General features: G+C 52.4%; 11 protein-coding genes. 5 read left to right on the top strand and 6 right to left on the bottom strand.

The annotated features are described in order from the left end of the window. The first annotated feature begins 28 nt into the window (after window positions 1–28). Window positions 29–1,150 carry a [50S ribosomal protein L16]-arginine 3-hydroxylase gene (roxA, locus tag HV261_RS16600; RefSeq protein ID WP_202038885.1) on the top strand — a complete coding sequence of 374 codons (1,122 nt, stop codon included), beginning with the start codon at window positions 29–31 and terminating at the stop codon, window positions 1,148–1,150. Window positions 1,151–1,256: 106 nt separating this feature from the next. Here the strand turns inward: roxA and pepT are convergent, their stop codons facing one another. Continuing rightward, window positions 1,257–2,480: a peptidase T gene (gene pepT / locus HV261_RS16605; RefSeq protein ID WP_137382942.1), complete on the bottom strand. Its 1,224-nt coding sequence runs from the start codon at window positions 2,478–2,480 to the stop codon at window positions 1,257–1,259. A gap of 249 nt (window positions 2,481–2,729) precedes the next feature. Between pepT and potA the strand changes: the two genes are divergently transcribed. From potA to potD, 4 genes are read left to right on the top strand one after another with little or no spacing between them, the layout of a single operon-like run. Beyond that, window positions 2,730–3,866: a spermidine/putrescine ABC transporter ATP-binding protein PotA gene (gene potA / locus HV261_RS16610; protein ID WP_202038886.1), complete on the top strand. Its 1,137-nt coding sequence runs from the start codon at window positions 2,730–2,732 to the stop codon at window positions 3,864–3,866. Beyond that, entirely contained in the window at window positions 3,850–4,707 is an 858-nt protein-coding gene (gene potB, locus HV261_RS16615) for a spermidine/putrescine ABC transporter permease PotB (protein ID WP_137382944.1), read from the top strand. The genes potA and potB overlap by 17 nt, the downstream gene beginning before the upstream one ends. Then, entirely contained in the window at window positions 4,704–5,483 is a 780-nt protein-coding gene (gene potC / locus HV261_RS16620) for a spermidine/putrescine ABC transporter permease PotC (RefSeq protein WP_003030794.1), read from the top strand. The genes potB and potC overlap by 4 nt, the downstream gene beginning before the upstream one ends. A gap of 24 nt (window positions 5,484–5,507) precedes the next feature. After that, window positions 5,508–6,554, top strand: coding sequence for a spermidine/putrescine ABC transporter substrate-binding protein PotD (gene potD, locus HV261_RS16625; protein ID WP_202038887.1), 1,047 nt, complete (start codon window positions 5,508–5,510; stop codon window positions 6,552–6,554). A gap of 99 nt (window positions 6,555–6,653) precedes the next feature. On the opposite strand, the gene cobB is transcribed toward potD, so the two are convergent. The 5 genes from cobB to lolC form a co-directional block, all read right to left on the bottom strand. Then, window positions 6,654–7,475, bottom strand: a complete 822-nt coding sequence (gene cobB, locus HV261_RS16630; RefSeq protein WP_040231971.1) for a Sir2 family NAD+-dependent deacetylase — start codon at window positions 7,473–7,475, stop codon at window positions 6,654–6,656. 15 nt (window positions 7,476–7,490) lie between these two features. Further along, on the bottom strand, window positions 7,491–8,402 hold the full coding sequence (gene nagK / locus HV261_RS16635; protein ID WP_202038888.1) for an N-acetylglucosamine kinase: 912 nt from the start codon (window positions 8,400–8,402) through the stop codon (window positions 7,491–7,493). Window positions 8,403–8,547: 145 nt separating this feature from the next. Continuing rightward, window positions 8,548–9,792 (bottom strand): lipoprotein-releasing ABC transporter permease subunit LolE, encoded by a 1,245-nt coding sequence (gene lolE / locus HV261_RS16640; protein ID WP_202038889.1) that lies wholly within the window; start codon window positions 9,790–9,792, stop codon window positions 8,548–8,550. Beyond that, on the bottom strand, window positions 9,792–10,493 hold the full coding sequence (gene lolD, locus HV261_RS16645) for a lipoprotein-releasing ABC transporter ATP-binding protein LolD (RefSeq protein ID WP_003832278.1): 702 nt from the start codon (window positions 10,491–10,493) through the stop codon (window positions 9,792–9,794). The genes lolE and lolD overlap by 1 nt, the downstream gene beginning before the upstream one ends. Further along, window positions 10,486–11,685 (bottom strand): lipoprotein-releasing ABC transporter permease subunit LolC, encoded by a 1,200-nt coding sequence (lolC, locus tag HV261_RS16650; RefSeq protein WP_202038890.1) that lies wholly within the window; start codon window positions 11,683–11,685, stop codon window positions 10,486–10,488. Before lolC ends, lolD begins: the two co-directional genes overlap by 8 nt. Between the last annotated feature and the right edge of the window lie 173 nt (window positions 11,686–11,858).

An 11,858-nucleotide genomic window follows, 5' to 3' on the forward strand; every position in this document is an offset into this window, starting at 1 on the left:
GCAGATACCAGCCTGCGGGATGCTCATTATGGAATACCAACTCACTCTTAACTGGCCCGATTTTCTTGAACGTCACTGGCAAAAACGCCCGGTGGTCTTAAAACGCGGCTTTAACAACTTTATTGATCCACTCTCCCCTGACGAACTGGCTGGGCTGGCAATGGAAAGCGAAGTCGACAGCCGGTTGGTCAGCCACCAGGAGGGCAAATGGCAGGTTAGCCACGGTCCTTTCGAAAGCTATGACCATCTTGGTGAAAACAACTGGTCACTGCTGGTTCAGGCCGTAAACCACTGGCACGAACCTACAGCAGCGCTGATGCGGCCATTCCGTGAATTGCCGGACTGGCGCATTGACGATTTGATGATCTCATTTTCTGTACCCGGCGGCGGCGTTGGCCCACATCTGGATCAATATGATGTGTTCATCATCCAGGGAACCGGTCGCCGTCGCTGGCGTGTGGGTGAAAAACTGCCGTTGAAGCAGCATTGCCCGCACCCTGACCTGCTCCAGGTCGATCCATTTGAAGCCATCATTGATGAAGAGCTGGAGCCAGGCGATATTCTGTATATTCCACCTGGATTCCCGCACGAAGGCTACGCGCTGGAAAACGCGATGAATTACTCGGTAGGTTTCCGCGCACCGAATACCCGGGAGCTGATCAGCGGATTTGCTGATTACGTTCTGCAACGCGAACTGGGTAGCACGTACTACAGCGATCCCGATCTGCCGCCGCGCGACCACCCGGCAGACGTGCTGCCACAGGAAATGGACAAGCTGCGCGAAATGATGCTGGGACTCATTAACCAGCCGGAGCATTTTAAACAGTGGTTTGGCGAGTTTATCTCTCAGTCGCGTCATGAACTGGACGTTGCTCCGCCTGAGCCACCTTATCAGCCTGACGAAATCTATGATGCCCTGAAGCAAGGCGATGTCCTGGTCCGTCTGGGGGGGTTGCGCGTACTGCGCATTGGCGATGACGTTTATGTAAATGGTGAGAGAATTGACTCCCCGCACCGTCCGGCGCTGGACGCGCTCGCCAGTCATATTGTGCTGACAGCGGAAAACTTTGAGGATGCGCTGGAAGATCCGTCTTTCCTCGCCATGCTTGCCGCACTGGTGAATAGCGGATACTGGTTCTTCGAAGGATAAACTATTGAGAGTGCGCCGGATGGCGCTTCGCTTATCCGGCCTACAAATATCATATCCCGTAGGCCGGATAAGCGAAGCGCCATCCGGCATCTACCGGCAAAAGCGGCTACTGTTTCGCCGTCAGTTCCGCAATACGTACAATCACCTGCACGGCTTTTTCCATGCCTTCCAGTGTCACAAACTCATGCTTACCATGATAGTTATAGCCACCGGTGAACAGATTTGGGCAAGGTAATCCCATGAACGACAGTTGCGCACCGTCGGTGCCACCACGAATGGGTTTAAGATCCGGCTCAATGTCACAATCACGCATTGCCTGCTGGGCGATATCCAGCACATGCGGATGCTCGATCACTTTCTCGCGCATATTGTAGTAGCTGTCTTCAATCACCAGCTCGATATAGCAGTCCGGATGTAACCCTTTACCGACCTTTTTGGCGATATCCATGATTTTGCGTTTACGCGCTTCAAACTGCTTGCGGTCAAAATCGCGGATAATGTAGTGCATATCAGCCCGATCAACCGTACCTTTCATGCTTGCCAGATGGTAAAAACCTTCATAGCCTTCCGTCGCTTCCGGACTTTCATCGGCAGGAACTTCGGCATGGATGCGAGCCGCCAGCGACAGCGCGTTCACCATCACCCCTTTTGCCGTACCCGGATGCACATTGTTACCGACGATCTTGATATTGACCGACGCCGCGTTGAAGTTTTCAAACTCCAGTTCGCCCACGCCGCCACCATCGACGGTATAGGCCCACTTCGCGTCAAATGCTGCAACGTCGAAATGTTTTGCGCCTTTACCGACTTCTTCATCTGGCGTGAAGGCCACACGAATATCGCCATGCGGAATATCTTTTTGTATCAATACGGCCAGAGCGGTCATAATTTCGGCAATACCGGCTTTATCATCCGCGCCCAGCAGTGTTTTGCCGTCTGTGGTGATTAACGTCTGACCCAGAAGTTGATGCAGCACCGGGAACATCACCGGCGACAGAACCTCATCGCCAATACCGAGCGCAATATCACCGCCACGGTAATTTTCAACGATTTGCGGATTGACATTTTTGCCACTGAAATCCGGTGAGGTATCCACATGGGAAATAAAACCGATAGCGGGAATATTGCCGGCAACGTTTGCGGGCAACGTTGCCATCAACGTCCCCTTGTCGCTCAAGGTAATATTAACCAGCCCCATCTCTTCGAGTTGCTGCTTAAGCAACTGCAATAACTTCCACTGTCCTTCAGTGCTGGGTACCTGCCGCACGCCCGATTTTGATTGGGTGTCCAGCGACACGTAGTGTAAAAAACGCTCAAGTAGTTTATCCATGCAGTCACCCTCACTTTTTGTGACAACATTATCAATAAGCAACAAAAGACAAATATTGCGTCAGGTCACTTTTATCCCCGCAAGTGAGAATATTTCGCCATGACATCCTTCTGAATATAAAGCTAAGTCAGTAATTCGCAACAAGGATTGGCGATTACCACGCTTTGCCGTAGAATAACGGCCCTCATTAAGAGTCATCAAGGTGGTTAACCACAAACCCCGCATCGGTCAGCCATCCGTTGCGTTTACATGGGACAGAGTAAAAAATTGAATAAACAACCGCGTTCGCTTTCTCCACTGGTGCAACTAGCGGGAATTCGCAAGAGTTTCGATGGCAAAGAGGTGATTTCCAACCTGGATTTGACCATCAATAATGGCGAATTTCTCACGCTACTTGGCCCCTCTGGCTGCGGTAAAACAACCGTTCTTCGCCTGATTGCCGGTCTGGAAACGGTTGATTCCGGTCATATTATGCTGGACAACCAGGACATCACTCACGTTCCTGCGGAAAACCGCTACGTGAATACCGTATTCCAAAGCTATGCCCTATTCCCCCACATGACCGTGTTTGAAAATGTGGCCTTTGGTTTACGCATGCAAAAAACCCCCGCAGCCGATATTCCTCCGCGCGTCACCGAAGCCCTGCGCATGGTGCAACTGGAAGAGTTCGCTCAGCGAAAACCGCATCAACTCTCCGGTGGCCAACAGCAGCGCGTGGCGATTGCCCGTGCGGTGGTCAATAAACCGCGTTTGCTTCTGCTGGATGAGTCTCTCTCTGCGCTGGACTATAAACTGCGTAAGCAGATGCAGAACGAACTGAAGGCGCTACAGCGTAAACTCGGTATCACTTTTGTTTTTGTCACCCACGATCAGGAAGAAGCGCTGACCATGTCAGACCGTATTGTGGTCATGCGTGATGGCAAAATTGAGCAGGATGGTACACCGCGAGAAATCTACGAAGAACCGAAGAATCTGTTCGTCGCCGGATTCATTGGTGAAATCAATATGTTTAACGCGACGGTCATTGAACGTCTGGACGAACAGCGTGTTCGTGCTAACGTTGAAGGTCGCGAGTGTAATATTTACGTGAACTTCGCGGTAGTTCCCGGACAGAAGCTACACGTACTGTTACGTCCGGAAGATCTGCGTGTTGACGAGATCAACGACGATAATCATATTGAAGGTCTTATCGGTTACGTGCGTGAACGTAACTATAAAGGCATGACGCTGGAGTCAGTTGTTGAACTGGAAAACGGCAAGATGGTAATGGTCAGCGAATTCTTCAACGAAGACGATCCTGACTTCGACCACTCGCTCGACCAGAAAATGGCGATTAACTGGGTAGAAAGCTGGGAGGTCGTACTGGCTGATGAAGAACACAAGTAAATTCCAGAGTGTGGTGATCGTCACCATTGTCGGTTGGCTTGTGTTGTTTGTCTTTCTGCCCAACCTGATGATCATCGGCACCAGCTTTTTGACCCGTGACGACGCTAATTTCGTCAAAATGGTCTTTACGCTGGAAAACTATGCTCGCCTGCTCGATCCGCTCTATTTTGAGGTGCTGGTTCACTCCCTCAATATGGCGCTGATTGCCACACTCGCCTGCCTGGTACTCGGCTATCCGTTTGCCTGGTTTTTGGTAAAGCTGCCGGAGAAAGTGCGTCCACTGCTGCTCTTCCTCCTGATTGTTCCGTTCTGGACCAACTCACTTATTCGCATCTACGGACTCAAAATTTTCCTCAGTACCAAAGGCTATCTCAACGAGTTTCTACTCTGGCTCGGCGTGATTGATACGCCCATTCGCATTATGTTTACCCCCAGCGCGGTCATTATTGGCCTGGTGTATATCCTGCTGCCATTTATGGTGATGCCGCTCTACTCCAGCATTGAGAAACTGGATAAACCGTTACTCGAAGCTGCGCGCGATCTGGGTGCCAGCAAACTTCAGACCTTTACCCGCATTATTATCCCGCTGACAATGCCGGGAATTATCGCCGGATGTTTGCTGGTTATGCTGCCAGCCATGGGGCTGTTTTACGTATCCGACCTGATGGGCGGCGCGAAAAACCTGCTGATTGGTAATGTGATTAAAGTGCAGTTCCTGAACATCCGCGACTGGCCGTTTGGCGCCGCCACCAGTATTACCCTGACCATCGTGATGGGGCTGATGCTGCTGATCTACTGGCGCGCTTCCCGCTTGCTGAACAAGAAGGTGGAACTCGAATGATCGGTCGACTGCTTCGCGGCGGTTTTATGACCGCTATCTACGCGTACCTGTACATTCCAATCATCATTTTGATTGTGAACTCCTTTAACAGCTCGCGCTTCGGCATTAACTGGCAAGGCTTTACCACCAAATGGTACGGCCTGCTGATGAACAACGACAGTTTGCTGCAGGCGGCACAGCACTCACTGACGATGGCCGTGCTCTCCGCGACCTTTGCCACACTGATCGGTTCACTGACTGCGGTCGCTCTGTATCGTTACCGTTTTCGTGGCAAGCCGTTTGTCAGCGGCATGTTGTTTGTGGTGATGATGTCGCCGGATATCGTGATGGCGATTTCGCTGCTGGTGCTGTTCATGCTGATTGGTATTCAGCTGGGCTTCTGGTCGCTGCTGTTTTCGCATATTACCTTCTGCCTGCCTTTTGTGGTAGTGACGGTCTACTCACGTTTGAAAGGCTTTGACGTACGTATGCTTGAGGCAGCAAAAGACCTGGGTGCCAGTGAAGTGACTATTCTGCGCAAAATCATTCTGCCACTGGCCATGCCCGCGGTAGCTGCGGGTTGGTTGCTGAGCTTTACGCTGTCGATGGATGATGTCGTGGTTTCGTCCTTCGTCACCGGACCCGGCTATGAAATTCTGCCCTTAAAAATCTACTCAATGGTTAAAGTCGGCGTATCACCAGAAGTGAACGCACTGGCCACCATTTTGTTGGTTCTGTCGCTGGTTATGGTGATCGCCAGCCAGCTTATTGCTCGTGATAAAACCAAGGGCCGTTGAGGCCCTTCATTCAGGGGACGTTAAATGAAAAAATGGTCACGCCACCTGCTCGCGGCGGGTGCTCTGGCACTGGGCATGAGCGCCGCTCACGCTGATGATAACAACACGCTGTATTTCTATAACTGGACCGAGTACGTTCCGCCAGGGCTACTGGAACAGTTCACTAAAGAGACCGGGATCAAGGTTATCTATTCGACCTACGAGTCGAATGAGACCATGTACGCCAAGCTCAAAACCTACAAAGACGGTGCGTACGATCTGGTGGTGCCTTCCACCTATTACGTCGACAAAATGCGCAAAGAAGGCATGATCCAAAAGATCGATAAGTCGACGTTAACCAACTTCCACAACCTCGATCCGGAAATGCTCAATAAGCCGTTTGACCCGAACAACGACTACTCAATCCCGTATATCTGGGGGGCGACGGCCATTGGTATTAACAGTGATGCCATTGATCCCAAAACCGTGACCAGCTGGGCTGACCTGTGGAAACCGGAATACAAAGGCAGCCTGCTGTTAACGGATGATGCCCGCGAAGTATTCCAGATGGCGCTGCGCAAGCTGGGATACTCCGGGAATACCACCGACCCGAAAGAGATTGAAGCCGCGTATAACGAGCTCAAGAAGCTAATGCCTAACGTTGCGGCATTCAACTCCGATAACCCGGCTAACCCGTATATGGAAGGCGAAGTTAATCTGGGGATGGTGTGGAACGGTTCTGCGTTCGTGGCCCGTCAGGCGGGTACACCGCTGGAAGTCGTCTGGCCGAAAGAAGGGGGTATTTTCTGGATGGATAGCCTGTCTATTCCGGCAAATGCTAAAAACAAAGAAGGTGCGCTGAAGCTGATTAACTTCCTGTTGCGCCCGGATGTCGCGAAAGAAGTCGCGGAAACCATTGGTTACCCGACGCCAAACCTGGCGGCACGTAAGCTGTTAAGCCCGGAAGTGGCTAACGATAAAACGCTCTACCCGGATGCAGAAATCATCAATAAAGGGGAGTGGCAGAACGATGTTGGTTCCGCCAGCGCCATCTATGAAGAGTATTATCAAAAGCTGAAAGCAGGACGCTAATTGCCCTCCTCCTAGGCCGGATAAGACGCGCCCGCGTCGCATCCGGCGTATCATCACTGCCCGATGGCGCTGCGCTTATCGGGCCTACGCCATCCGTGCTTACAGCCCTTTCAATAACTTCTCAACAAACTCAGGCACCACCTGGCTTGCCGGGCCGTAATACTTCTCTTCGAACTCGCTACCTACCTGGCTTGGCTCAAGATTTAACTCCACCGTATGCGCTCCATGCAGACGCGCTTCGTGGACAAAACCCGCAGCAGGGTAAACATGCCCTGACGTGCCAATGGCAATGAAAACATCTGCCATCGCCAGTGCCATATAAATTTCATCCATCCCCAGAGGCATTTCACCAAACCAGACAACGTGCGGTCGCAGGGGCGCAGGGAACTGGCAGCAATGGCATTTGTCTTCCGGCGTGACGTCCCCTGTCCAGTCTAAAATCTGCCCGCTTTGCGAACAGCGAACCTTAAGGAGCTCACCGTGCATATGGATAACGTTCTGACTTCCCGCACGTTCGTGCAGATTATCGATATTTTGCGTTACCAGTAGAAAGCGATCACCCAGCTCGGCTTCGAGTTTTGCCAACGCAATATGCGCCGCGTTTGGTTGAATTTCGGGCTGCTGCAACTGGTGACGACGGGCGTTATAAAATGACTGAACCAATCCAGGATTGCGGCTAAATCCTTCCGGCGTTGCCACATCCTCAACCCGATGTTCTTCCCAAAGACCATCCGCAGCACGGAAGGTACGAATCCCTGATTCAGCGGAAATCCCCGCGCCAGTCAGGACTAACACCCTTGGTTTTTCCACCAGCTCAGGCACCACTCTGTCTCTGAAAAAGATCCGTTGACGCAGGCGATCGCGCAAATGGCGTTTATTTTTACGAAAACGGCTTAATCGATGACCCCGACGCGACAGCATAACAACCTCTTTGTATTAATCGGTAAGATGTAGGAAAGCGGCTCCGCGCATCCCACCCGCATCACCGTGTCGTGCCTGCTCAATACGCGGCACACGGGCAACGGGCAGCAAATGACGTGGCAGTCGATCCGCCAGTTGCGTCGTAATAGCGGTAAAGTTCGACAAGCCACCGCCAATCACCACTAAATCTGGATCGACGATAGTCAGGATATTCCCCAGGCAAACAGCCAGCAAATCCAGATAACGCTCTACATGCGCACGCGCATGCTCATCGCCTTGCTCCCAGAGGGTGATTATTTCACGGGCATCCAGAGGTTGATGGTAGTAATGCTGGTACAACCATGCAAATCCGCCACCGGAAAGATAGCTTTCGATGCAACCCAGTTGGCCACATCCGCAGCGACGCAGTGGGAAATCAAATCCCATCAGCGTCAACGCATCAACAGGCAAACGGATATGACCGAACTCACCGGTAATATAGCTACGTCCGGTGATAGACTTTCCGTTAAGCACCAGACCGCCGCCGACACCGGTGCCGAGGATTAAGCCCATCACTAACGGATACTGGGTGAACTCATCGTCCCAGGCTTCGGAGAGTGCAAAACAGTTGGCATCATTATCCAGACGCACATCGCGATCCAATCGTACGCTGAGATCGGCCCGCAGCGGTTTGCCACTGGCGGCAGGAACGTTAGCCGCATACAGCGTGCCGTCTTCGGTCTCGGGCATGCCCGGAATACCAATCCCTACTGAACCCTTAACGCCAAAGCGCTGGTCCGCCTCCGTCACCAGAGCGCACACCGCATCAAGGAAAGCGTCATAGCTGTCGCGTGGCGTAGGGACACGTTTCTCCCACTGCAAACGACGGTGATTATCGAAGACGCCTAACGCAATTTTTGTTCCGCCAATGTCAAACCCGTAATACATCACCGCTCCTTGATACACGTCTTCCTTCAGGCTGCCTCTGCGTTGGCTGCACCCTCACACCCCGTCACATCGTTGTTTATGCGTCTGGTGATTTTCGGGCTTGCCGCCTTGAGACAGCATGAATGCCTTAGTGTATATCTTGTTGTTATTGGCCGCTAAGTACTCTCGCAGGGTCAATATTGCTGGCGCGACGCGCCGGATACCAACTTGCCAAAAGACTCAGCAACAATGCTGTCACCAACACATAAATCACATCCAGCCAGTGCAATTCAGATGGCAGGAAGTCAATAAAATAAATATCGCCCGAAAGGAATTGATGGCCGATAAGCGCCTCAATACCATTGATGATCGGTGTGAGTTGCAGAGAAACAACAACACCAATAAGCACACCTATCAGGCTACCGAACAGACCCGCCAGCAGTCCATACCAGACGAAGATAGCGCGGATCAAACCATCTTTTGCCCCCAGTGTTCTTAATACCGCAATATCACCGCTCTTGTCTTTTACCGCCATCACTAACGTTGAAACGATATTGAAACAGGCAACGCCAATCACCAGCACCATGGCCAGATACATAATGGCGCGAATCATCTGGATATCGCGATACATATAGCCGTAAGTACCGATCCAGCTCTTAATATAGACATAGTTGTTGGTCACTTCACCGGCGTCTCTGACCAACTTATTGGCGTTAAAGACATCGTTGACCTTCAGGGCAATCCCGGAAACGCTGGGGCCCATATCCAGGTACTGCTGCGCGTCTTCCATTGGGATCATGGCGAAGCTGTGATCGAGCTGACCGCTCAGTTGCAAAATACCGGTAACGTGCAAACGCACACGTTTAGGCTGCTGTAGCTTGTGATCGGCGCTGGCATTGGGGATCATAATCGACACCCAGTCCCCCTGCTTCACCTTCAGCGCGTCAGCAATCCCTTTGCCAATGATTATCTGCTGCTCACCGGCTTTGAAATTATCCCAGGCATGGTTTTGCACAAATGACGGTAGCGCACTTAAACGTTGTTCCTGCAGCGGATCTACGCCTTTTACCTGTACGGCGCGCAAGTTCGCCCCACTCTCCACCAGCCCGGTGAAATTGATATACGGTGCAGCCGCGACAATACCCGGTACCTTTTGCACGTTGGCCAGCGCGTCCTGCCAGTTATTCCACGGCTGGTTCACCGCTTCTATCTCACCGTGCGGCACGACCGCCAGAATGCGGTTGTTCAGCTCGCGCTCAAAACCGTTCATGGCGCTCAAACCGACGATCAGTACCGCCACACCTAATGCAATACCGATGGTGGAGATGACGGAAATCAGCGAAACCATCCCGCCGCGCCGCCGACCACGGCTAAAACGTAACCCAATCAATAACGATAAAGGCGAAGCCATTACTCTGCTCCCATCAGGCTCAGTTCGGCCGTCAGGCGACCATCGCGCATTTCAAGCTGGCGGCTCATGCGCTTCGCCAGTTGCAGATCGTGTGTCACAACCAGAAATGCTGTGCCCTGAGAACGGTTCAGCTCACCCAGAAGCTCAAAAATACTGTCCGCGTTGCGCGCATCAAGGTTACCTGTTGGCTCATCTGCCAACACCAGACGCGGGTTATTCACCAGCGCACGGGCAATCGCTACACGTTGACGTTCACCGCCTGAAAGTTCGGACGGACGGTGGCTGGCACGGTGATCCAGCCCAACCGCTTTCAGCATGTCACGTGCGCGCTCGGTAATTTCAGCCGGCTTCTTCTTGCCAATCAGTAGCGGCATCGCCACGTTTTCCAGCGCAGTAAAGTCTGGCAACAAATGGTGGAACTGGTAAATAAACCCGAGCTTCTGATTACGCAGTTCCGCTTTTGCCGCTGATGAGAGTTTGCTCATCGGCTGACCGCTAAAAATGACGTCGCCGGAAGTCGGTGTATCCAGCCCGCCGAGCAGATGAAGCAATGTACTTTTGCCGGAGCCTGAGCTGCCGACAATCGCCATCATCTCACCCTCGCCGACGCAAAAACTGACATCGTGCAGCACATCAGTCTGCACCGTGCCTTCCTGATAGCGTTTGCACAGGTTGTCGCATTGCAACAGGATCTTATTCATAACGTAAAGCCTCAGCGGGTTGAGTGGCGGCAGCGCGCCAGGAAGGATAAAGCGTAGACAGCAGCGCGATGACCATCGCCACCAGCGCAATGACGATCACCTGCAACGGCTCAATAGCGACAGGCAACGCGGCGCCGTCCAGCAGCACGCCGATAATCGGCATCAGATTGTTCAGTTGGCTGGCAAGCAACGCGCCCAGCACGGCCCCCAGCAGCGCGCCGATAATCCCGGCACTGGCCCCCTGAACCATAAACACCATCATTATTTGCCGCGGCGTGAGCCCCTGCGTTTGTAAAATCGCCACTTCCCCTTGCTTCTCCATTACCATCAGACCCAGCGAGGTAATAATATTAAACGCCGCTACCGCCACGATCAGGCTCAGCAACAGCCCCATCATGTTTTTTTCCATTCGCACCGCCTGGAACAGCTCGCCTTTACGCTCGCGCCAGTCCTGCCATTTGGTGCCTTGCGGCAACGTTTGTTGACTCAGCGTATCAACCTTGAGCGGTTCATTCAGCCACAGACGCCAGCCGGTGATATTGCCTGCCGGATAACGCATCAGACGTGACGCATCCTGGATGTTGGTCAACATCTGATAACCATCGACTTCACTATTGGCGGCAAAGGTGCCAATCACCGTAAACAGACGCTGGCTCGGCAAGCGGCCCATTGGCGTAAACTGACTGGCAGAAGGCACCATCACGCGAATTTGATCGCCGCGATTCACACCTAACTGTCCGGCAAGCTGCTCACCGAGGATGACATTATACTTACCCGGTTCGAGGTCTGTTTGCTTCACATTGACCAGATACGGCGTTAACGGATCTTTTTGCGCCGGGTCGATGCCCAGCATCACCCCGACCGCCACGCTACGCGCACTCTGCAGGACCACATCGCCCGTTGTGAGCGGCGCAACGCGGTTGACGCCGTTCAATACCACGGCTTTTTCTGGCAACTGCTGCGGGTTAAGAGAGCCTTGCTCAGCCGAGAGAATAGCCTGAGGCATCAGACCAAGGATGTTATTTTGCAGCTCGCGTTCGAAACCGTTCATCACCGACAATACCGTGACCAGCGCCATTACCCCAAGAGTAATGCCAATGGTAGAGAGCCAGGAAACGAAACGACCGAAGCGATCTGCTGCACGCCCACGCATATAACGCAGGCCAATGAATAGAGCGACAGGTTGGTACATGAAATCCGTCTGGTTGCTGTTAGCAAAGTCACGAGTATATAAGCGAAAGCGGGATGGGTAAATGACTGAACCGTAAGTGTTCGTCAGCATTGTTCTGAAAAGTATAACCAAATCAATTCGCTAAAGTTTCCACTTTCCCCTCATCCTTTGTTCCTGATCTTTATCCTAAAAAA

The organism is Citrobacter sp. RHBSTW-00671, assembly GCF_014103415.1.
GTDB lineage: Bacteria > Pseudomonadota > Gammaproteobacteria > Enterobacterales > Enterobacteriaceae > Citrobacter.

What these genes read in the sequence shown, in the direction of transcription:
- potB (WP_137382944.1), top strand. Translation starts at nt 3,850, where the DNA reads ATGAAGAACACAAGTAAATTCCAGAGTGTGGTGATCGTCACCATTGTC.
- potD (WP_202038887.1), top strand. Translation starts at nt 5,508, where the DNA reads ATGAAAAAATGGTCACGCCACCTGCTCGCGGCGGGTGCTCTGGCACTG.
- potC (WP_003030794.1), top strand. Translation starts at nt 4,704, where the DNA reads ATGATCGGTCGACTGCTTCGCGGCGGTTTTATGACCGCTATCTACGCG.
- lolE (WP_202038889.1), bottom strand. Translation starts at nt 9,792, where the DNA reads ATGGCTTCGCCTTTATCGTTATTGATTGGGTTACGTTTTAGCCGTGGT.
- pepT (WP_137382942.1), bottom strand. Translation starts at nt 2,480, where the DNA reads ATGGATAAACTACTTGAGCGTTTTTTACACTACGTGTCGCTGGACACC.
- nagK (WP_202038888.1), bottom strand. Translation starts at nt 8,402, where the DNA reads ATGTATTACGGGTTTGACATTGGCGGAACAAAAATTGCGTTAGGCGTC.
- roxA (WP_202038885.1), top strand. Translation starts at nt 29, where the DNA reads ATGGAATACCAACTCACTCTTAACTGGCCCGATTTTCTTGAACGTCAC.
- potA (WP_202038886.1), top strand. Translation starts at nt 2,730, where the DNA reads ATGGGACAGAGTAAAAAATTGAATAAACAACCGCGTTCGCTTTCTCCA.
- cobB (WP_040231971.1), bottom strand. Translation starts at nt 7,475, where the DNA reads ATGCTGTCGCGTCGGGGTCATCGATTAAGCCGTTTTCGTAAAAATAAA.
- lolD (WP_003832278.1), bottom strand. Translation starts at nt 10,493, where the DNA reads ATGAATAAGATCCTGTTGCAATGCGACAACCTGTGCAAACGCTATCAG.
- lolC (WP_202038890.1), bottom strand. Translation starts at nt 11,685, where the DNA reads ATGTACCAACCTGTCGCTCTATTCATTGGCCTGCGTTATATGCGTGGG.